General features: G+C 71.3%; 16 protein-coding genes and 1 pseudogene. All 17 read left to right on the top strand.

Annotated features, from left to right (window positions below; genetic code table 11):
- Position 1 precedes the first annotated feature (1 nt).
- The 17 genes and pseudogenes from RBR11_RS16960 to RBR11_RS16885 all read left to right on the top strand — a co-directional run bounded on the left by RBR11_RS16960 (position 2) and on the right by RBR11_RS16885 (position 22,186).
- Positions 2–1,681 carry a hydantoinase B/oxoprolinase family protein gene (locus RBR11_RS16960; RefSeq protein ID WP_308490560.1) on the top strand — a complete coding sequence of 560 codons (1,680 nt, stop codon included), beginning with the start codon at positions 2–4 and terminating at the stop codon, positions 1,679–1,681.
- A 50-nt stretch (positions 1,682–1,731) separates the two neighbouring features.
- Positions 1,732–2,760 carry a sugar ABC transporter substrate-binding protein gene (locus tag RBR11_RS16955; RefSeq protein WP_308490559.1) on the top strand — a complete coding sequence of 343 codons (1,029 nt, stop codon included), beginning with the start codon at positions 1,732–1,734 and terminating at the stop codon, positions 2,758–2,760.
- A 174-nt stretch (positions 2,761–2,934) separates the two neighbouring features.
- Positions 2,935–3,360 (top strand): annotated as a pseudogene (locus RBR11_RS18400) (ATP-binding cassette domain-containing protein); the annotation flags it as partial.
- A gap of 210 nt (positions 3,361–3,570) precedes the next feature.
- Positions 3,571–4,344, top strand: a complete 774-nt coding sequence (locus RBR11_RS18395) for an ATP-binding cassette domain-containing protein (RefSeq protein ID WP_419956801.1) — start codon at positions 3,571–3,573, stop codon at positions 4,342–4,344.
- A 16-nt stretch (positions 4,345–4,360) separates the two neighbouring features.
- Positions 4,361–5,353, top strand: a complete 993-nt coding sequence (locus tag RBR11_RS16945) for an ABC transporter permease (RefSeq protein ID WP_308490557.1) — start codon at positions 4,361–4,363, stop codon at positions 5,351–5,353.
- Between the two features lie 131 nt (positions 5,354–5,484).
- Positions 5,485–6,732, top strand: a complete 1,248-nt coding sequence (locus RBR11_RS16940) for a hypothetical protein (RefSeq protein ID WP_308490556.1) — start codon at positions 5,485–5,487, stop codon at positions 6,730–6,732.
- Positions 6,689–7,801: a DUF917 domain-containing protein gene (locus RBR11_RS16935; RefSeq protein ID WP_308490555.1), complete on the top strand. Its 1,113-nt coding sequence runs from the start codon at positions 6,689–6,691 to the stop codon at positions 7,799–7,801. Before RBR11_RS16940 ends, RBR11_RS16935 begins: the two co-directional genes overlap by 44 nt.
- Positions 7,798–9,291, top strand: coding sequence for a PucR family transcriptional regulator (locus RBR11_RS16930; RefSeq protein ID WP_308490554.1), 1,494 nt, complete (start codon positions 7,798–7,800; stop codon positions 9,289–9,291). The genes RBR11_RS16935 and RBR11_RS16930 overlap by 4 nt, the downstream gene beginning before the upstream one ends.
- Before the next feature lie 141 nt (positions 9,292–9,432).
- On the top strand, positions 9,433–9,747 hold the full coding sequence (locus RBR11_RS16925; protein WP_308490553.1) for a putative quinol monooxygenase: 315 nt from the start codon (positions 9,433–9,435) through the stop codon (positions 9,745–9,747).
- A gap of 43 nt (positions 9,748–9,790) precedes the next feature.
- Entirely contained in the window at positions 9,791–11,836 is a 2,046-nt protein-coding gene (locus tag RBR11_RS16920) for a hydantoinase/oxoprolinase family protein (protein ID WP_308490552.1), read from the top strand.
- A 2-nt stretch (positions 11,837–11,838) separates the two neighbouring features.
- The gene (locus RBR11_RS16915) at positions 11,839–13,545 is read left to right on the top strand and encodes a hydantoinase B/oxoprolinase family protein (protein WP_308490551.1); all 1,707 of its coding nucleotides are present in this window, start codon (positions 11,839–11,841) and stop codon (positions 13,543–13,545) included.
- Positions 13,546–13,570: 25 nt separating this feature from the next.
- The gene (locus RBR11_RS16910) at positions 13,571–14,776 is read left to right on the top strand and encodes a metal-dependent hydrolase family protein (protein ID WP_308490550.1); all 1,206 of its coding nucleotides are present in this window, start codon (positions 13,571–13,573) and stop codon (positions 14,774–14,776) included.
- A 118-nt stretch (positions 14,777–14,894) separates the two neighbouring features.
- The gene (locus tag RBR11_RS16905; protein ID WP_308490549.1) at positions 14,895–16,151 is read left to right on the top strand and encodes a bifunctional glycosyltransferase family 2/GtrA family protein; all 1,257 of its coding nucleotides are present in this window, start codon (positions 14,895–14,897) and stop codon (positions 16,149–16,151) included.
- Positions 16,148–18,268 (top strand): glycosyltransferase family 39 protein, encoded by a 2,121-nt coding sequence (locus tag RBR11_RS16900; RefSeq protein WP_308490548.1) that lies wholly within the window; start codon positions 16,148–16,150, stop codon positions 18,266–18,268. Before RBR11_RS16905 ends, RBR11_RS16900 begins: the two co-directional genes overlap by 4 nt.
- A gap of 17 nt (positions 18,269–18,285) precedes the next feature.
- Positions 18,286–19,125 (top strand): response regulator transcription factor, encoded by an 840-nt coding sequence (locus RBR11_RS16895; protein WP_308490547.1) that lies wholly within the window; start codon positions 18,286–18,288, stop codon positions 19,123–19,125.
- Positions 19,122–20,672 (top strand): sensor histidine kinase, encoded by a 1,551-nt coding sequence (locus RBR11_RS16890; RefSeq protein ID WP_308490546.1) that lies wholly within the window; start codon positions 19,122–19,124, stop codon positions 20,670–20,672. The genes RBR11_RS16895 and RBR11_RS16890 overlap by 4 nt, the downstream gene beginning before the upstream one ends.
- On the top strand, positions 20,669–22,186 hold the full coding sequence (locus RBR11_RS16885; protein ID WP_308490545.1) for an L-serine ammonia-lyase, iron-sulfur-dependent, subunit alpha: 1,518 nt from the start codon (positions 20,669–20,671) through the stop codon (positions 22,184–22,186). The genes RBR11_RS16890 and RBR11_RS16885 overlap by 4 nt, the downstream gene beginning before the upstream one ends.

The raw sequence follows: 22,186 nt of genomic DNA, 5'->3' as shown, positions 1-22,186 counted from the left end.
CATGCCCATCGCAACCCGGAACCGGATCGATCCGGTCGTCGTCGAGATCATCCGCAACGCCCTCACGAGCGCCGCGGACGACATGAACGCCACCCTCATCCGCTCGGCCTTCTCCCCGATCCTCTACGAGGGCGGCGACTGCGTCGTGGCGCTGCTGGACGCCCACCACCAGGTGCTCGGGCAGTCCGCCGGCCTGCCGTTGTTCCTCGGCAACCTCGAGACCTGCTCGCTGGCAGTCGAGGAGAAGTACGGCCGCGACGTGTGGAAGGAGGGCGACGTCTGGATCCTCAACGACTCCTACCTCGGCGGCACCCATCTGAACGACGTCACGATCTTCGCGCCCATCTTCGTCGCCGACGAGCTGGTCGGCTTCTCGGCCACCCGGGCCCACTGGATGGACATGGGCTCCAAGGACGTCGGAGGGTCGATGGACTCGGTGGACATCTTCCAGGAGGGGTTCCGGATGGGCCCCGTGCGCCTGCGCGAGGCCGGGGAGGAGACCCTGGTCGTCGATCTCATCAAGACCAACGTGCGCTTCCCGTACCAGACCATCGGCGATATGAACGCGATGGTCGCGGCGATGCGCATGGGCGGCATCCGCATGCAGGAGATCGTGACCCGCTACGGGATCGACGCGGTCGAAGCTGCGCGCGACGAGATCTTCCGGCAGACCGAGGAGCTCGAGCGGGCGACGGTCGCGGGCATCCCGGACGGCGTCTACGAGGCCGAGGGGCTGCTCGACAACGACGGCATCGATCTCGACACCCCGATCCCGATCACACTGAAGATCACCGTCGCCGACGGCTCGATCGAGTTCGACGTCACGGGGTCGGCCGATCAGACCCGCGGACCCGTGAACTGCGGCGTCGCGCAGACCGTCTCGGCCCTGCGCGTCGCGTACAAGCTGCTGGTCAGCCCTGACACGAACTCGAACGGCGGATCCTTCCGACCGCTCCGCACGAAGGTGCGCGAAGGATCGGTGCTGGGCGCCGTCGCACCGGCCGCCTGCCAGTGGTACTTCTCCCACCTGGGACTGCTGATCGACATGGTCTCCAGGGCGCTCGCTCCGGCGATGCCGGATCGGGTCGTGGCCGCGTCGCACGGGGACTCCATGGTCATCAACACCTTCGGCTTCGACCCGCGCTACGGCCGCAACTGGGTGTCGCAGGAGGCGACTCTCGGCGGGTGGGGCGCATGGGAGGGATCCGACGGCGAATCGGCTCTCATCAACAGCGTCAACGGCTCGATCAAGGATCTGCCGATCGAGATGGTCGAGACGAAGTTCCCGTTCCGGATCACGCAGTACCGGATCGCGCAGGACTCGGGCGCACCGGGACGGTGGCGCGGGGGGAACGGCGCGATGCGGGAGTACGAGTTCCTCACCGACTGCTCGATCGGACTCTGGTTCGAGCGCTCGAAGACCCCGCCGTGGGGCCTCTTCGGCGGACACTCCGGCGGCGGACCGGAGGTCGTCATCAACCCCGGCCGCCCCGACGAGCGCCGGATGCTGAAGGCGAACAACCTGCCGGTGAAGAAGGGCGACATCGTGCGCCTCACGGCGAGCGGGGGCGGCGGCTACGGCGACCCGTCCGACCGCGATCCACAGGCCGTCCGCTACGACGTCGACAACGGATACATCTCTGCGGAGCACGCCCGCACGCACTACGGCTACCCCGGCTGAGCGCACCTCGCGTGCAGACCCGAACACCCCCAACCGAAATGAGTATCAGCATGAAACTTCACGTCTCGCGGCGCGTCCGCGCCGGCATCGTCGCCGGCGCCCTCGGCCTTCTCGCGCTGAGCGGCTGCTCGGCCTCGAGTGGGGCGGCCCAGCCTTCGGGCGCCGCCGGAGGCCACCCGGTCAAGGTCGGCTTCTTCGGATACGCCGCGTCGAACTCCTACACCCAGGGGATCTTCAAGGGCGTCAAGAAGGAGACCGAGGCGATGGGCGGCACGGCCACCCTGGTCGACGGTCAGTTCGACGGCCAGGCCCAGGTGCAGCAGATCAACGACGCGATCACCTCGAAGCAGTTCGATGTGATCATCATCACGGCGAACGACAACCTCGCCGTGCAGGAGCCGCTGGAGCGGGCGGTCAAGGCGGGCATCACCGTGGTCGTCGAGTCGACCCCCGTGGGCCCGGACTTCACCAAGATCGACCCGCAGGTCCAGGGCGCGATCAGCGTCGTGTACTCGCCGGTCGCGAACGGTCAGGACCTCGCGAAGCTCGCCGGCATGGCCTGCAAGGACGTCTCCGGCGAATGCCAGGTCGCCTACATGGAGGGCGCGCCGTCGCTTCCGCTCGACAAGGCCCGCACGGACGCGGTCGTCGGCGGTCTGAAGGCGCTCGGCGGGAACGTCAAGGTCCTGCCGACGGTGACCGGCGGGTACACGCAGGACCAGGGGCGCACCGCGTACCAGAACATCACGCAGTCCAACCCCAAGGTGAACGTCGTCATCGGCTCGACTCAGGCGATCGCCGGTGCCTGGCTCGCCGGCGGCGACAAGACCAAGATCAAGTTCATCGGCAACGGCAGCCCGGAGTCCGCGGTCCAGCACGTGGTCAACGGCGAGTGGTACGCGATCTGGGCCATCGACGGTTCGAAGAGCGGCGAGACCGCCGCCAAGTACGGGATCGAGCACTTCCAGGGCAAGACCGTCCCGACGGCGACCGACGAGCGCGAGCTCGCGCCGAACAAGGCGATGGGCACCCAGGACGCGCTGAAGAAGCTCGCCTTCGTGTCGGGGTACGACGAGTAAACCCTTCCTCCTCCGGGTGGGGCCGTGCAGCCCCACCCGGATGGCGTCCTCAACGGAGAAGAGCCGACCATGACATCGACAACCGACGCCCCCGCGGCCCGGGTGACCGCGCCCACGGTGGTGCTCGACAACGTGGGCAAGAGCTACGGCAGCACCTCGGTGCTGCGGGACGTCTCGCTCACCATCGTCCCCGGGGAGATCCACGGGCTCCTGGGCGAGAACGGAGCGGGCAAGTCCACGCTCCTCAAGATCCTGGGCGGCGCGGTCGTCGCCGACGCCGGATCCGTCTCGTTCGACGGGGAGCGGGTGCGCATCGGCAGCCCGCGGGACGCGATCGATCTGGGCGTCTCGCTGATCGCCCAGGAGCTCGCGCTCGTGCCGCAGCGCTCGGTCCTCGAGAACATCTTCCTCGGCCGGTGGCGGAACACGGCGGGCTTCGCGCGCACCGGAGCCGATCGCGCGCACGCCGAGAGACTGATCCGCGACGTCGGCTTCGCCCTCGATCTGGACGCGCCGGTGTCGAGCCTGTCGCTCGGGCAGGCGCAGCAGGTCGAGATCGTGAAGGCGCTGGCGCGCGGCTCCCAAGTGCTCTGCCTGGACGAGCCGACGGCGGCGCTCGGCGAGCAGGACACCGAGAACCTCCTGCGCGTGCTGCGCCAGCTTGCCGCGCGCGGGACCACGATCATCATCGTCTCCCACTTCCTCGACGAGATCCTCGGCCTCGCCGACCGGATCACGGTGCTCCGCGACGGCGATCAGATCATCACCGACGACGCCGCGGGCTACACGGCCGACAGCCTCGTCAGCCTCATGGTGGGCCGGCAGATGGAGGCGCTCGAACGCAGCCCGGAGCCGGTGGCGGCGGATGCGGAGGTCGCGATCCGGGTCAGCGGACTCGGCAACCACCGCATCTCGGACATCTCGTTCGAGGTGCGCAGGGGCGAGATCCTGGGCCTCGCGGGCCTCATGGGCAGCGGCCGGAGCGAAACGCTGAACGCGGTGTTCGGCGGCGACCGGGTCACTTCGGGCGAGGTCTGGGTCGAGGGACGCAAGGTGCGCCGCAACTCGGTCAGGGCCGGGATCCGGAGTCGCATCGCCCTCGTCCCCGAATCGCGCAAGGACCAGGGGCTCGTGCTCGGGCGGTCGGCATCCGACAACATCGCTCTGCCGTCGCTCGGCAGGAGGCAGCGCGCCGGCTTCATCGGGGCCGTGCGCGAGCGCGCCATCGTGGACAGCGCGATCCAGGCCGTCGACATCCGCGGACGGGTGCAGAACGTCTCGGTCGGAGCCCTCTCCGGCGGGAACCAGCAGAAGGTCCTCTTCGCGAAGTGGCTGGTCGATCCGCCCGCCGTGTTCCTCATCGACGAGCCGACGCGCGGCGTCGACGTCGCCGCCAAGGCCAACATCCACCGTCTGATCCTCGAGCTCGCCGCGGCGGGCACCGCGGTGATCGTCGCGAGCTCGGAGCTCGAGGAGGTGCTCTCGCTCTCGCATCGGGTCGTGGTGATGAAGAAGGGCCGGATCGTCGCCGAGTTCGACCGCACGGCCTCGGCCGACGAGGTCATGACCGCCGCATTCCTCTAAGGAGAACTGAACCACCATGAAGACCGAGACCCTCGCCGTCGCACCGGCACCCGTCCCGAAGCTCCGCCTGCGCGTCGACTTCAAGGATTTCGGCGTTCTCGCCGGCCTGATCGTCATCGTGATCTACCTCAGCCTGGCGACGAGCACATTCCTCACCCCCGGCAACATCGTCAACCTCCTCGACCAGACCGTCGTGGTGGGCCTGATCGCGGTGGGCGCCACGATCTGCATCATCAGCGGGGTCTTCGACCTCTCCGCCAGCGCGAACCTCGCCATGTCGGCGATCGCGGGTGTGTACTTCACCCAGGCGTTCGGGGTCGCGATCGGCTTCGTCCTGGCGCTGCTCACCGGGACCGTCCTCGGCGCGATCACGGGCCTCATGATCGTCGTCACGCGGGTGCACTCCTTCATCGGGTCCCTGGCGATGAGCATCATCTACCGCGGCATCGCCGTGGTGCTCACCGGGGGAGCCATCGTGTCGCCGGCCGCGACGCAGCTGACCGGGTTCCGCGTCTGGACCCAGCCGCTCTTCCTCGGTGTCACGGCGGGGACGCTGCTGTTCGTGCTCGCCATCGTGATCTTCGGCGTCGTGCTGGGGAGGACCACCTTCGGCCGTCGCATCTACGCGGTCGGCGGCAACGCGGAGGCGGCGCGTCTCAGCGGCGTGCGCACCCCGCTCATCCACATCTCGGCGTTCGCGATCAGCGGCTTCTGCGCGGCTGCCGCGGGGATGGTGCTCGCCTCCCGTGCCGGCTCCGCGCAGCCCGCGATGGCGACGGGCATCGAACTGACCGCAATCGCCGCGGTCGTCATCGGCGGCACCAGCATCATGGGCGGTGCCGGCGCCGTGTGGCGCACGGCCGTCGGGGTGATGATCCTGACCGTGATCGCGAACGGATTCAACCTGATGGGCTGGGACACGACCTACCAGCAGGTCGTGACGGGAGCCCTGATCCTTCTCGCGGTCGCGGCCGATAGTCTGCTGCTGCAGCGACTGCGGCGGAAGTGACGCCGCCGCATCCTGTCTCCGCCGCGGGGGTTCCCGCCGGGAAGGGATCGGAGGGCATCATCCGGCTCGGGCTTCGTATCACGGACGCGCTGATCTCCGGCGTCTCCGTCCGGTCGGACGGCTCATACCGGATGCGGGAGGTCCCGGTCGGCGCGGACGGGATCTCCGCCGCCTTCGACCGGCTGCTGGCCGAATTCGCCGGCGATGCGGATCGCCCACCGGGTGTGCAGGGGCCCGAGGCGGACGGCGAGGCGGTCGTCTCGCTCACCGTCGACGTCAGCGCGGTGCTGCGGTCGGGGCCGGAGCCCGTCACCGTCGTTCGCATCGCGCCGCGACCGCCGGTCGACCGCGCGCACGAGCTCAGAGAAGGCGAGAGCAGCCTCTCGAAGGCGCGCATCGTGCACGTCTCCGGCGGCCACACCAACCTCGGTGAGGAACTCGTCCCGTTCGACGCGGCGGCGCTGCGCGACATCGCCGCGAACTCCCGACCCGGCGGCCGCTACGTGGTGACGAGCGTGGGATCGCTCGTCAATTCGTCGCATGAGATCGAGGCGGGGCGGATCCTGCTGGAGAACGCGGTTCCCGCGAGCGTCGGATACTCGCACTATTTCGAGAGCGGATCCTTCGGGACCCGGGAGCGCACGGCCGTGATCAACAGCTCGCTGATCCCCGTCGCGGAGTCGCTTGCGACGTCGCTGGCGCTGGCGGCGAGCGTGCGGCTCCCGCACGCCCGGCTCTACGCCGCGTCGAACGACGGCGGCTGCGTGCCGCTCACGCGGCTCACCGTGACGCCGGTGCACTCCATGGCGGCGGCCCGTGCCGGTGAGCTCGTCGGGGCGGCGGCGCTCAGCGGCATCGACTCCGGCCGTCTCGCCGTGGTCGGCTCCGCCGGGAGCTTCCTCGGCGACATGATCGACGGCGTGCCCGCCGTGCGGGCGAAGTTCCAGGACGCGGGCGGGATGCTGGCGAGCAAGGCCGCCCATGTGATGCCCGTGCCCGCCGTCGCGCCGGGCCGGGCGCCGGCGTATCCGGTCGTCGCGGCCCCCGGGTACGGCGAGGACCTCCCGGGGGCGCACCGGGCGGAGGTCGACCTGTGCGCGCTCGGCGCGGCCGTCAGCCCGCTGGCGGAGTGGGCGGATCGCTCCGTGATCATCGCCGACGCCGACGACATCCGCCAGGCGCTGTCGGCGGCGGAGGCCCGGGTGCGGACCCGGCTGGTGTCGTTCGGGGCGTCTCCCTCTCAGGTCCGCATCATCGACTCGCGGGTCGTCGCATCGACGTACCAGGATCCGCGCGTGGTGTCGGTGCGGGTGCGCGGCGTGGCCGGCGCCGTCGATGACGGGCTACGGGGCGGTGAGCGCCGTGCGCCTCACGACTGACGACATCCTGCACCTGAAGACGGGGTCGATCTTCAACTCCTGCACCGCGGATCCCGACTGGTGCGCCGAGGAGACCCAGCGGGTGCTCGCCCACATGGAGGCCTACGACACCGGTCCGGAGCTGTGCGACGTGGGCGACCTCGACGACGACGCCCTCGTCGTGTCCGTCGGGTTCGTGAACAACGGGATCCCGATGTCGGATCTGCGGCCGGTCGGCGACGAGTTCGTCGCGGCGCTCCGGGTCCTCGAGGAGTCTCTCGGCAGGCCGGTCCAGGGGATCTTCCCGCTGGCGGCCGGCAGCGCCAACGCGCTCATCCCTCTGCTGGTGGGCATGCAGACCGATCTGCCCATCGTCGATGCCGATCCGATGGGGCGCATCTTCCCGCTCGTCAACCAGACCGTGTTCACGCTCGCGGGTCTTCCGGTCGGACCGGTGGCCGCGGCAGGAGCGACGGGCGAGTCGGCGGTGGTCAACGTGTCGGATCCGCTGCGCGCGGAGCGGATCCTGCGGGCGCTCGCCGGAGAGTACGGCGGCTGGGCGGCCACCGCGACGTATCCCATGGCGGCGAGCACGCTCGCCCGCACCGGGGTGCTCGGCAGCATCACCCGGCTGATCAGGATGGGACAGATCCTCGATTCGCCGCTGGAAACGGAGCAGAAGCACGACGCGCTGCGCCGGGCGGTCGGCGTGAAGCAGATCCTCCGGGCGCGCGTCGGAGACGGGGCCTGGCTCGCCCGGCCGGCCACGCCGGGGGAGATCGAACGACCCGCCAGCGTGGTTCTGGTCGAGGAGTCCCAGGGCAGACTCGTCCAGCTCGAGGTGAAGAACGAGATGCTGATGATGATGGTCGACGGTGCCGTGCGCGCGGTCGTACCGGACATCATCACGATGATGCGGCCTCTCGATGGGGGCGTCGCCACCCTCGACGACCTGTGGACGGGCAACGTGGTCGACATCGTGGTGATGCCGGCCGCGACGCCGTGGTACACCCCCGAGGGGCTGCGCCTGGGCGGGCCGACGGCGTTGAACCTGTTCGGGGCGGGCGGGGCAGGGCGGAGGACGACATGAACCGCGAACTCAACGGACCGGTGGAGCTGCGGGATGTGCTGGAGGCGCGCAGCCTGCGTAGTCTCGACGTCCTCCACCTCTCCGAGACCACCGTGCGGGTCCAGGATCTCGCACTCATCGCCGACATCGAGGACATCACCCAGGTCGGACCCGACACCGTGATCGTGCTCTCGGACCGTGCAGCCATGGGCGGGTGGATGATCTCCGCGGCGCTGCGGTATGCGTGGGAGCGCCGGGCCAGCGCGCTGATCGTGCCGGAGCCCTCGATCACCGACACCGCGGTCGAGCTCGCGCGCCGGCTGGACGTGTCGCTGCTGGGCATGCGCCAGGACGCGACCCGGCTCGCCCTGGACGTGGGCCTGCAGATCGGGCTCGCGCGGGCGGGATCCATCGCGCGGGTCCAGGCCTTCACCGAGCGTGTGGCGCGTGCGGAGACGCTGGAGTCCGCGCTGGAGACGATCTCGCGCGAACTCGGCGGGCGCGATGTGCGGATCGAGTCCGCAGGGACGGTCACCTTCCGCGTCACCCGGGCCGACGGCGATGCGCCGGCCTCCGGGTCGTCGCATCGGGTCTCGGCCCCCATCTCCCTCGGCGACAGGAGCCCGGACCGGCTCACCGTGGACGCGGCGGAGCACGAGAGCGACTACGCCGCACAGGTGCTCCAGGCGGCGGTGCCCTCGGTGCGAGCGCTGCTGAACGCGTCGCGCCTCGAGTCCGTCCTCGAGTCCCTGCCGCCCCTCACCGTCGCGGCGCTGACGGGATCGCCGCGGGTGGGGTCGATCGACGATCCGAGCCGGCTCGCGCTCGAGCGGCTGGTCCGGTGGCCGCTGGACGGGCCGTACACCGCCGTGTGCATCCTCGCCGACGACGCCGAGCGGCTCGGTCCGGCGGTGCACCAGATCTGGCAGAGCAGATTCCCGGGGATGCCGCTGGCCAGGGTCGCCGACGGCTGGCTCGCGTTCGCCCAGACCAAGGGCGGCGCGAAGAAGCGTTCGATCGCCGAGCTCCGGACCGAGTTCGACGCGCTGCGCGGTCTCGGAGTCAGGGCCGGTGCGTCCCGGCGGTACCGCAGCCCGGAGAAGGTCGTCGACAGCGTGCGAGAGGCCTGGCTCGCGGCACGTCTGGCCGGAGAACAGGCCGCACCGGGGCGCGCGGACGCGGCGAGCGGGCTGCTCGTCTTCGGCGAGATCCCTTCGCGTCTTCTCGGCCGGCTGCTGCCCGTCGACCTGGCGGAGCAGCTCGCCGGCGTGATGGTGCCGCAGCTGCTCGCGGATCCCGGCGCGGATGAGGTGATCGAGGCCGTGGTGGCCTTCCTCTCCTGCCGCGGGTCGGTGTCGGGCGCGGCCAAGATGCTGGGTGTGCACCGCAACACCGTGCAAGCGCGCATCCGACGGGCGGAAGAGCTGGGGCTCGCTCTGTCGACTCCGGAGGAAGTGCTGCCGCTGCACATGCTGCTGGCCGCGCTGGCGAGCCGCCGCACCACGGAATAGGCGCATCGACCGCCGAAGGGCACCCGCACGGCCGCTCCGGCTGTGCACCTTGCATAACGGCGCGCGCGAACCGAGGGATACCGTCGCAGCAGTCGAGCACGTTCGGCTGCACAGACACCCTTTCGAGGAGTTCCAGATCCCATGTATCGCTCAGTTCTCACCCTCCGCGCCACCCCCGACCAGGTCGAGCGCATCCTCGAGCTCTACCGGCGGGAGCAGATCCTGCAGGAGTCGATGAACCTCACCCGGCAGGTCAGCTCGGACATCGCCGTCGCCGCCGACGGCTCCGGGGAGGTCGTCGTCACGGCCGAGTGGCCGGACGAGAACGGTTACCAGGAGTGGCTCGACCACCCCCTCCGCTCGCGCACCGCACCGGAGCTCGCCGAGCTTCTGGCGGACGCGGAGATCGGCGTCGGGCGGGTCTACCGCGTCGACCAGAGAATCACCCGGGGCTGACGGTCCGTCTCCGTCCACCCAAGAGATCCCAGAGGAAGAACCCATGTCAGACAACGTTCGCGTCGCCATCGACGTCGGCGGCACGTTCACCGACGTCGTCAAGCTGGTCCCCGGCACCGGGGAGCTGCGCTTCGAGAAGGTGCCGACGACGCCCCAGGAACCCACCAGAGGCGTCCTCGCCGCCTTCGACAAGGCGGAGGCCGATCCCGCGCAGGTGTCGATGTTCAACCACGGCAGCACGCTGGGTCTCAACGCCCTGCTCACGCGGACCGGCGCTCGCATCGCGACGATCGCGACACGCGGTTTCCGCGATGTCTACCTGCTCGGCCGTACCGATCGGAAGGCGATGTACGACATCGCCTACCGGAAGCCGGCCGCGCTGCTCGAGCGCTACGACACGTTCGAGGTGACCGAGCGCAGCTACTTCGACGGCAGCGTCCTCACGGCTCTCGACGAGGCGGACGCCCGCTCCGTGGCGCGCGAGATCGCGAGCCGCGGCTACGCCGCGGTGGCCGTGGCCTTCCTGCACTCCTATGTCGCGCCCGCGCACGAGCAGCGCATGCGCGAGATCCTCAACGAGGAGGCTCCGGGCGTCGAGGTCACCCTCTCGCACGAGCTGTCCCGGGAGTACCGCGAGTACGAGCGCACGAGCACGGCCGTCCTCGACTCGTACATCAAGCCGATCATGCGGAGCTACCTCAAGGCGCTCGAAGGCGAGCTGGAGCGGCGCGGATTCGACGGGCGCTTCCTCATGTCGCGTTCGGGCGGCGGGGCGATGACCGCCTCCGCCGCACGCGAGCAGCCCGTCAACCTCATCCTCTCCGGGCCGGCCGGAGGCGTGGTGGGTGCGGCCGGGTTCTCCAAGCTCATCGACCGGCCCAACCTGATCACGATCGACATGGGCGGGACGAGCCTCGACGCCTCCCTCGTCCTGGACGGATCGCCCGTGCTCTACCACGGGGCCGAGTTCGAGGGCCTGCCGATCAACACCCCTTCGCTCTACATCCACACGATCGGCGCGGGTGGCGGATCCCTCGGCTACCTCGACGCGGGCGGAGCGCTCCAGGTCGGTCCGAAGAGCGCGGGCGCGCTGCCGGGCCCGGCGGCCTACGGTCGCGGCGGCACGGAACCGACGTTCACCGACGCCGCCCTGGCCATCGGCTACCTGGGCACCGACACCCCGCTCGGCGGCGAGCTGACGCTCGATCGCGACAAGTCCGTGGCGTCGCTCACCCCGATCGCCGACGAGCTCGGCCTCTCGGTCACGCAGTTGGCGCGCGGGATGGTGCAGATCTCGAACACGAAGATCATGGGGGCGGTGCGCGCGATCTCGATCGAGCTCGGCCACGACCCCAAGGACTTCTCGCTGCTCTCCTTCGGCGGCGGCGGCGGCCTCGTCGCGGTCGACGTGGCGCGCGAACTCGGCATCCCGGAGGTCATCGTGCCGCCCGGGCAGGGCGCGTTCTCCGCGCTGGGCATGCTGATGGCCGACGTGCAGCACGACTTCGCGAGGACCAACGTCCAGCTGCTGGACAGCATGGACCCGGCGACCGCGGACGCCGTCTTCTCGGAGATGGAGCGCGAGGCCGCGCAGCTGCTGGAGTCGGAAGGGTTCGCCCCGGGATCCCGGCTGTTCCACCGGGCGCTCGACGTGCGCTACCAGGGTCAGGAGCACTCGGTCGCCGTCGCCTACCGTGGCGGTGGCGATCCGCGGGCGGCGATCCGCGCGGACTTCGACGAGCTGCACGAACGGCAGTACGGGCATGTCATGGACGACGCGGTGGAGGTCACGACGCTCCGCCTGACCGCCGTCGGCGTCGTCGACAAGCCGGACCTTCCCGGCATGGCGTTCCGCGAGGACGGCAGCGCGTTCGCGCGCCGCACCCGCACGGTCGTCCTGCCGGGCGACGAGCTCGTCGAGTACGCGCTCGTCGCTCGTGAGGACATGCTCGCCGGCGACGTGCTCGAGGGCCCCGCCGTGGTCACCGAGCACACCGCCACCACCGTGCTCCATCACGGCGACCGGCTCGAGGTCGGCCGCTACGGCGAACTCGTCATCTCCGTCCGCACCGCAGCGAAAGGCGCCTGATCATGGTCGACGCGATTACCACCGAGATCATCCGGCACGGCCTGCTCGCCGCGGCCGAGGAGATCGCCCGCAACCTCTGCCGCACGGCCTACAACACGGTCGTCTACGAGGTGCACGACTACGGCATCGGGATCCACGACGCGGACGGGAACGTCGTCGCGGACACCCCCGGCGTCGCCGTCTTCACCCGCGGCAACGACTCGGGGCTGAAGCACTCGATCGACTTCCTCGGCAAGGACGCGATGGATCCCGGCGATGTCTTCATCGTCAACTACCCCTACTGGTCCAGCGCGCACGTGCTCGATCCGCTCGTCTTCGCGCCCGTGCACCACGGGGAGGAGCTCATCGGCTTCGTCACCTGCCGCGTGCATGTCGTCGACCTGAACCAGAAGGACCCGGGCTACGTGCTCGACTCGACCGACCTCTCGCAGGAGGGTCTCATCCTCCCGGTGTCGAAGCTGTATCGCAGGGGGGTGCAGAACGACGACGTCATCAACATCATCAAGTTCAACAGCCGCCGGCCTCGCGCCACGCTCGGCGACATCCAGTCGCAGGTCTCGGCGTGCTTCACCGGCGTCAAGCGCACCCGCGAGCTCGCCGAGAAGTACGGCGCGGGGACGCTCACCGCGGCGATGGCGGCGATCAACGAGCACGGCGAGCGCCTGGCCCGGCTCGCGGTCGCGAAGCTGCCGAAGGGCACGTGGACCGCGGTCGACTACGTGGACGAGGACGGCGTCGACGTCGGCGAGCTGGTGAAGCTGCAATGCACCGTCACCGTCACCGACGAGGAGATGGTGATCGACTGGACCGGCAGCGCGAAGGGCGTGAAGGGGCCGGTCAACGTGCCGCTCGGCATGACCGAGGCGGCGTGCTGCCTGATCTTCAAGTCGCTCACCACGCCCGACTCCCCGGTCGTGGCCGGCAATTTCGCGCCGATGCGCGTGGTGACGGAACCGGGCTCGGTCGTGCACGCGCTGCCGCCCATGCCCACCTTCACTCTGTGGACCGGCATCCTGGCGGGCGAAGTCGTCCTGAAGGCGCTCGCCCAGGGGATGCCGGATCTCATCCCGGCCTGCTCCGGCGGCGACGTCGGGGCGTTCATCGGACTCGGGACGCATCCCCGCACGGGGGAGCTCTGGCAGGACGGCAGCAACGAGGCCGTGGGGTTCGGCGGCACCGCGACGCATGACGGCCAGGACGGCATCATGCACCTCTCCGAGCCGGGTTGCCGGAACACCCCGGTCGAGGTGTTCGAGATGCGCACCCCGTTGTTCCTCGAGCACTACGGATACCGTCCGGACAGCGGCGGCGTCGGCAAGCATCGCGGTGGCGTCGGCATCTCCCGCGCATACCGGTTCACCGCACCGGGCACCGGCATCATGATCGCGTACAAGACGCAGACGAAGCCGTGGCCCATCGCGGGCGGCGGCGAAGGAGTTCCGAACGCCGTGATCCTGAACCCGGGAACGCCGCAGGAGGTCTGGCAGGGAGGCAGCTACAACCGCCTCGAGGCCGGTGAAGTGCTCGTGAACGCGACCGGCGGAGGCGGCGGATACGGCGACCCGCTGGAGCGCGACCACGACGCGATCGCGCGGGACGTGCGCAACGGATTCGTGACGCGCGAGGCCGCGGAGCAGGGGTACCGCGTCGTCATCGACGAGGACTTCCGGGTCGACGCCGCAGCGACCGCGGCGCTGCGGAGCCGGTAGCGGACGTCGTCGAGAGGAGAGTGCGATGGTGCGGAGCAGCTCGCTGGTGATCGTCGGCGCCCAGGTCTGGCAAGGACGCGGAAGGGGGTTCGCGCGGCGCGATCTGGTGATCGTCGACGGCAGGATCGCCGAGCGCGCCCCGGACGGCGTCCCCGTGATGGACGGCGCGGGTGCCTGGGTCGTCCCCGGCCTCATCGACGCCCACTTCCACGCCTACGGGCTGGGGGTCGATCAGTTCGAGAACGAGCGCGGGCCGCTGAGCTACGCGGCGCTGAAGGGAGCGCGGCGCCTCGGCGCCGCGCAGCAGCGCGGCTTCACGACGGTGCGCGACGTGGCCGGGGGAGACATCGGTCTGAGACGCGCCGTGGACGACGGCGTGTTCGCCTCCCCCCGCTACCTCTTCACCGGACCGGCGCTGAGTCAGACCGGCGGGCACGGCGATCCGCGCTCCGCGCACGTCGACGTCTGCTTCGGGCACGGTCACATGTGCGACGTCGTCGACGGGGTGGATGCACTGCGGGTCGCGGTGCGCGACCGTCTGCGCACGGGCGCGCATGCGATCAAGGTGATGACCTCGGGGGGCGTCTTCTCCTTGACGGATCCGGTGCGGGTGCCGCAGTACTCCGCAGAGGAACTGCGGGCCGTGTGCGACGAGGCCGCCCGTCGGGGCAGCTACGTGACCGCGCACTCGTACTCGTCGGAATCCGTGCTGCACTCGATAGAGAACGGCGTGCGGTGCATCGAGCACGGCAACCTGATCGAGTCCGCGGCGGCGGAGGAGATGGCGCGGCGGGGCGTGTTCCTCGTCCCGACCCTGGCGACGTACGACGCCATGGGCCGGCGCGGCGCCGAGCTCGGCCTCAACGAGATCTCCCTCGCAAAGAACGCGGAGGTGCTGGATCGGGGCAAGGACGCCGCGGCGCTCGCGCTCGCCGCCGGCGTGCGGCTCGGCTTCGGCACCGATCTCATGGGCGACATGGAGGACGATCAGCTGCGCGGCGTCCGGCTGCAGGTCGAGGCGATCGGCGCGGAGGAGGCCCTGCACTCGATGACCGCCGGAAACGCGGAGATCCTCGGCGATTCCGCGCTCGGGCATCTGGGCCGGGGAGCGTACGGCGACGTCGTCGTCCTCGACGGGGATCCGCTCGAGGATCCCGCCGCGCTGTGGGAGCCGGATGCCCGACGGCGGGTCGTCCAGGGCGGTGCGGTGGTCGACCCGATCCCGGTCTGAGGCGGAGCCCCGTCCCCGAGGACTCCGGTGCAGAGGCTCGATCTCTGCACCGGACGTCCTTACCCCACCCATAGGCCGGACACAGCGGCTCCGCCGGAGCGATCCCGACCATGGATCCATGACCGATCAGCCGCCGCTCGACCTCGACCTCGATGTCGTCGTCCCCGTGCACAACGAGCAGGACACGCTCGAGCAGAGCATCGCGCTGCTGCACGAGCACCTCGGCGGCGACGGGTTCGCGAGCTGGCGGATCACGATCGCCGACAACGCCAGCACCGACGACACGGCGCGGATCGCCGACGAGCTCGCGGCCCGCTTCGAGGGCGTCGTCGCCGTTCACCTGCCGGAGAAGGGGCGCGGCCGGGCGCTGCGGGCGGTCTGGTCCGCCTCCCCGGCCCGGGTGCTCGTGTACGTCGACGAGGACCTCTCCACGGATCTGCGGGCGCTGCGGCCGCTCGTCGCGCCGCTGCTGTCCGGGCACTCCGACCTCGCGATCGGATCCCGGCTCTCCCGCGCCTCGCGGATCGTGCGCGGCGGTAAGCGCGAGTTCGTCTCGCGCTCGTACAACCTGCTGCTGCGGGGCGCGTTCGGCGTCCGCTTCAGCGACGCGCAGTGCGGATTCAAGGCCATCCGCGCGGAGGCGGCGCACCGGCTGCTGCCGTACGTCGAGGACGACGCCTGGTTCTTCGACACCGAGCTGCTGCTCCTCGCCGAGCGCTCCGGACTGCGGATCCACGAGGTCCCGGTCGACTGGATCGACGACCCGCACAGCTCGGTCGACATCGTCCCGACCGCGATCGCGGACCTCAGGGGCATGGTGCGCGTCGGCGCAGATCTGGTCCGCGGCCGGATCCCCGTGGACGACATCTACCGCGAGATCGGCCGGCACCCGTATGCGCAGCCGACCGTCCCGCTGTTCGCCCAGCTCGTGCGGTTCGGCGTGATCGGCGTGCTGTCCACGGTCGCCTATGCGCTCGCGTACCTGCTGTTCCAGCTCGCGATGCCCGCGCAGGCGGCGAACTTCCTCGCGCTGCTGGTCACCGCGATCGCGAACACCGCCGCGAACCGCCGGTTCACGTTCGGCATCCGCGGCCGGAGCGGCGCCGCCGCGCACCACCTGCAGGGTCTCGTCGTCTTCGGGATGGCGTGGCTGCTGACGTCGGGATCCCTCGTGCTGCTGCACGCCACGGATCCGCATCCGGGAGCCTTCGTCGAGGTCGGCGTGCTGACGGTCGCCAACCTCGTGGCGACCCTGCTGCGCTTCGTCCTGCTGCGGGTGTGGGTGTTCCGCGACCGTGCTCCCGCCGACCACCCGGAACCGCTCTCCACCCGGCATCACCTCACCACCCTCGCTCAGGAGGCGAACCGCTCATGAACGCGTCACTGGCTGTCGGAACGGCTCTCCCGACCCACCCGCCCATCGGCGATCCGGCCTCCGGAGGCCCCACGACCGGATCCCACGACACGGTCGAGACGAGGGCCCGCGCCCGCTGGGAGGCTCCCGCCTCCGCCGGCGTGCTGCTGCTGACCGGGGTGCTCTACGTGTGGAACCTCGCCGCGAGCGGCTGGGCGAACGCGTTCTACTCCGCCGCGGTCCAGGCCGGCACGCAGAACTGGGTCGCCTTCTTCTACGGCTCCAGCGACGCCGGCAACTCGATCACGGTCGACAAGCCCCCGGCGAGCCTGTGGGCGATGGAGCTCTCCGCCCGGATCTTCGGGCTGAACTCGTGGAGCATCCTCGTGCCGGAGGCGCTGATGGGCGTCGCGACCGCGGCGATCCTGCTGTTCACCGTGCGCCGCCGCTTCGGCGCCGCCGCGGCCCTCGTCACGACGGCGGCGTTCGCGCTCACCCCGGTCGCGGCGCTGATGTTCCGGTTCAACAACCCGGACGCGCTCCTGCTGCTGCTGCTCACCGCCTCGGTCGCGCTCACCGTGCGGGCCATCGACAAGGAGCAGCTGCGCTGGCTGCTGCTCGCCGGGGTCGCCGTCGGGTTCGGGTTCCTCACCAAGCAGCTGCAGGCGTTCCTCGTGCTGCCCGCGCTCGCCGGGCTGTACTTCGCGTTCGCCCGCACCACGATCCCGAAGCGGATCGGGCACCTCTTCGCCGCGCTCGGCGCCGTCGTCGTCTCGGCGGGCTGGTGGGTCGCGATCGTCGAGCTCGTGCCGGCCTCGGCCCGCCCGTTCATCGGCGGATCCCAGTCGAACAACTTCCTCGAGCTGACCTTCGGCTACAACGGCCTCGGCCGCATCACCGGTCAGGAGACCGGCAGCGTGACCGGCGGCGGGCGGGCCGGCGGCGGTGGCGGCGCGTGGGGCGTGACCGGACTGCTCCGGATGTTCCAGAGCGACGTCGGCGGTCAGATCTCGTGGCTCATCCCGGCCGCGCTGATCCTGGCGACGGCGGCGCTGGTGCTCATCGGTCGCGCCCCGCGGCGGGATCCCCGGCGGATCCTGATCGTTGCGTTCGCGGGCTGGCTGCTCGTTTCGATGATCGCCTTCAGCTTCATGGCGGGAATCTTCCACCCGTACTACACGGTCGCCCTCGCCGCACCGGTGGCGGGTCTGGTCGGAACCGGCGGCGCGGTGCTGTTCGGCCACCGCGACCGGCTCTGGGTGCGGATCGTGCTGGCCGCGACCGCGGTCGCCACGGCCGTGTGGGCCTGGGTGCTCCTGGACCGCTCCGCGACCTGGCTGCCCTGGCTCAAGATCGTCGTGCTCGTCGCGCTGCTCGCCGGCGCCGTGCTCGTGCTGCTCCCGCCGCGCTCGCGGATCGTCACCGCCTCGGCCGTGTCGACGCTGCTGGTCGGGGCGCTGCTGGGCCCTGCCGCGTACACGCTGCAGACGATCGGCACGGCGCACTCCGGATCCATCGTGTCGGCCGGGCCGGCGGTCGCGGGGGCCGGATTCGGCGGGTTCCGCGGCGGATTCCCGGGCGGAGCCCCCGGCGCGGCGGGCGGGTTCCCGGGCGCGGCTCAGGGCGGCGCCGGCGGGTTCCCCGGACCGGGCGGCGGCTTCGGCGGGCGCGGGAACGGCGGCACCGGTGCGCAGGGCGGGACCGGAACCCAGGGCGGAACCGGAACCCAGAACGGCACCCGGCCCAACCGGTTCGGCGGGCGCGGCGGCGCGGGCGGTCTGCTCAACGCCTCCACCGTGAGCGCGCAGCTGAAGGCGTTGCTGCAGGCGAACGCATCGCACTACACCTGGGTCGCCGCGTCGATCGGATCCCAGACCGCCGCCGGCTACCAGCTCGGCACGGGCGGTGCGGTGATGCCGATCGGCGGCTTCAACGGCAGCGACCCGTCGCCGACGCTCGCGCAGTTCCAGGCCGACGTCGCGGCAGGGAGGATCCACTACTTCATCGGCGGAGGACGCATCGGCCGGGCCAACGGCGGCAGCGACGTCTCCTCGCAGATCACGCAGTGGGTCACCGCGCACTTCACGGCGCGGACCGTGGACGGCGTGACTCTGTACGACCTGACGGCGCAGAATTGACTCCGAGGGGGTCCATCATGACGGACGACGCGTCGCAGGCAGCGCAACAGGCCGCACCGGCCGTGGGGCCGCTCGGCCTGCCCCCGCTCGTCCGTGCGGACGGCACCCCCGCCCGCGCGCTCGTGGTCGACGACGAGCAGGCGCTCGCCGAGGCGGTGGGCGGATCCCTCCGCACCGACGGCTGGGAGGTCCGGGTCGAGCATCGCGGCCGCAACGCGCTCATCGCCGTCCGCGAGTTCCAGCCCGACGTCGTCGTGCTCGACATCATGATGCCCGACATCGACGGCCTCGAGACCCTCGACCGGATCCGGGCGATCCGGCCTGAGATCCGGGTCCTCTTCCTCACCGCCCTCGACGGCCACGACGATCGGATCGCCGGCCTGCACGCGGGCGGCGACGACTACCTCACCAAGCCGTTCGCGGTGGCCGAGCTGCAGGCCAGGGTCCGGGTGCTCGCCCGCACCGCGGCGGCGATCGCGCAGCCCGCGGAGGCCGTGCTCCGCGTCGGCGACGTCGTCCTGGACAAGGCGGCCGGCACGGCCGCGCTGGGCGGCGCGCAGCTCGATCTCACGCCGACCGAGTTCGAGCTGCTGCTCCTGCTCGCCAACAACGCCGGGCGAGTGCTGCGCCGCCCGCAGATCCTCGAGGCCGTCTGGGGCTACGACTACGGCACCGAGTCGAACCTCGTCGAGGTGTACGTGTCGAGCCTGCGCCGCAAGCTCGCTGCGAGCGGATCCCTCCGGCTCGAGACGATCCGTCTCGTCGGCTACGCGCTGCGCGTCGACGACCCCGATCGCGACACCGCCTCGGCGCCCGCCGACGACCTGGCCGACGCGGCCCGCGGGGGCGGTGGATGAGGCACGCCCGGAGTCTGCGCCTGCACGTCGTGCTCATCGCCTCGGCCCTGGCCGCGGCGGTGAGCATCGTCATCGGCGCCGTCGCCCTGGTCTCCCTGAACGGCTACCTCGTCGATCAGCTCGACCGCCAGCTCACGGTCGCCGCGCGGCACGCCGTCGAGCTCACCGCCTTCGGGCGTCAGCCCATCCTGACCGCGCCCAGCCCCGTGATCGGGTCCACCCCGCCGAACCGCGACGCCGTCGTCGGCGCGCCGGGCCAGCGGCCGGGCACCGTCACCGGCATCTTCCAGGGAGAGACGTTCCTCGTCGGCGGCTGGGTGGACGCGACCGGAACCCGCCACGACCTCACCGCGGAGCAGCAGGGTGCACTCGCCGCTGTCCCCGCCGATGCCGCGCCCGTCACGGTCGATCTCGGCGGATCCCTCGGGAGGTACCGGATCGCGGCGCGCTCCGGGGTGATCGGTCCCGCCGGCGCAGGTGGTCCCGCGGTCGTGGTCACCGGGCTCCCGATGGACTCCGTGCGGGGGATCATCGACCAGCTCGAGCTCGTGGTCGTCCTGGTCGGCGTCGGCAGCGTACTGCTCGCGATCGTCGCCGCGGCGCTGGCCATGGGGCGGGCGCTGCGACCCCTGCGCCGGGTCGCGAGCACCGCCGCGGCGGTGACCTCCGTGCCGCTGGATCGCGGCGAGGTCACGCTCGCCGAGCGGGTGGATCCGCGCGACATCGCGTCCACCGCCGAGGTCGGGCAGGTCGGCACGGCCCTCAACGACCTCCTCGACCACGTCGAGCGGGCGCTCGCGCTGCGCGAGGAGAGCGAGTCGACGGTGCGGCGGTTCGTCGCCGACGCCAGCCACGAGCTGCGCACCCCGCTCGCCACGATCCGGGCCTACGCGCAGCTCTCCGGCCGGCCGGACGCCGAGGCGGCGGAGATCCGCGGCAACGCCGTCCGCATCGACCACGAGGGCGTGCGCATGGCCGCCCTCATCGACCAGCTGCTCCTGCTCGCCCGGCTCGACGCGCTGCCCGAGCTGGCGCAGGAGGACGTCGATCTGCAGCTCCTCGTCGCCGAGGCGGTCGGCGCCGCGCGCCTCGCCGGGCCCGACCACGCCTGGATCCTGGAGCTCGGGGAGGATCCGGCCCTCGTGCGCGGCGACGCCGCCGACCTCCGCCGCGTCGTCGACAACCTGCTCGCGAACGCGCGGCTGCACACCCCCGCCGGCACGACCGTGCGGGCGAAGGTGGAACACGGGACGTCCGCGGACGGCACCGGATCCGCGCGCCTCGTCGTCGCGGACGACGGCCCCGGCCTGCCCGACGGACTGCGCGAGACCGTCTTCGAGCGGTTCGCACGCGGCGACGCCTCGCGCTCCCGCGGCGAGGGCGGCGGCACCGGGCTGGGCCTGGCGATCGCGCGCGCCGTGGTCGAGGCGCACGGCGGCACGATCGCCGCGGAATCCGGCGCCGGTGCGACGTTCGTGGTGACCCTGCCCCTCGCCTCCACGGAGCCGAGCCGGAGCCCCTCCGCGCGGACTACGCTGGACGAGTGACAGCGTACGTCTCGGCCTTCGACCTCTTCTCCATCGGCGTGGGGCCCTCGAGCTCCCATACCGTCGGTCCGATGCGCGCCGGGCACGACTTCGCGGCCCGGATCGCCGCCGCGGGCCTGCTCGACCGGGTCGCCCGGGTCACCTGCTCGCTGTACGGATCCCTCGGCGCCACCGGCCTCGGCCACGGCACGCCGGACGCGGTGGTCGCGGGCCTGCGCGGCCTCGCGCCCGAGTCCTGCGACCCGGACGACGTGCGCCGTGCCTGGTCGGACTGGACCGACGGATCCTCGCTCCCGCTGAACGGCGAGCACGACATCGTCTTCGTCAAGGACGACATCACCTTCGAGCCGCGCACCCGCCTGCCCGGCCACCCCAACGCGATGACCCTGCGCGCCCTCGACGCCGACGGGATCCACCTCGCACAGGAGACCTACTACTCGATCGGCGGCGGCTTCATCCGCCGCGACGGCGAGGAGAACGACCGGTCCCTGAGCTCGTCGAAGGGCGGGGCCGCCTCGTTCCCCTTCGCCTACCGGGACGCCGCCTCGATGCTCGAGCTGTGCGACGAGAACGGCCTCACGATCGCCGAGCTCGCCCGCCGCAACGAGACCGCGCTGCGCAGCGAGGAGGAGGTCGCCGCCGGGCTCGACGCGATCTGGAACGCGATGTCCGCCTGCGTCGAAGCGGGTCTGAACGCCGAGGGCACCCTGCCCGGCATCCTCAAGGTCAAGCGCCGCGCCGGCGCGATCCGCGCCCAGCTCGACGAGGTCGAGGCGGAAGGACACCCCGCCGTCCCCGGCGAGTGGCTCGGCGCCTTCGCACTCGCCGTGAACGAGGAGAACGCCGCGGGCGGCCGCGTCGTCACCGCGCCCACGAACGGCGCCGCCGGGATCCTCCCGGCCGTCGCGATGTACTGGTGGCGCTTCCTCGCCGACTCCGGTCTTGGCGCCGGCAACGCGGTCACCCCGTACGGCGAGCTCGTCGGCAGCGCGCTGCTGGGATTCGGGGCGGAGGCCTCGCTCGTCGCGGTCGGCGCGCTCGAAGACCCCGAAGAGCTTGCCGAGGCGAACCGTCGCCGCGGCATCCGCCGGTTCCTGCTCACCGCGACCGCGCTCGGATCCCTGTTCAAGGCGAACGCGTCGATCTCGGGCGCCGAGGGCGGCTGTCAGGCCGAGGTCGGATCCGCGTGCGCGATGGCAGCCGGCGGCCTCACCGCGGTCATGGGCGGCACGAACCGGCAGATCGAGAACGCCGCGGAGATCGCGATGGAGCACCACCTCGGCCTCACCTGCGACCCGATCGGCGGACTCGTGCAGATCCCGTGCATCGAGCGCAACGCGATCGCCGCGTCGACCGCGGTGACCGCCGCCCGGCTCGCGCTGCGCGGCGACGGCCAGCACTACGTCTCCCTCGACGCGGTCGTCGAGACCATGCGGCAGACGGGCCTGGACATGTCGACGAAGTACAAGGAGACGAGCGAGGGCGGTCTCGCCGTCAACGTCATCGAATGCTGA

The sequence above is a fragment of the Microbacterium capsulatum genome (assembly GCF_030865425.1).
Lineage (GTDB): Bacteria > Actinomycetota > Actinomycetes > Actinomycetales > Microbacteriaceae > Microbacterium > Microbacterium capsulatum.
This window is presented reverse-complemented; position numbering and strand designations above follow the sequence as displayed.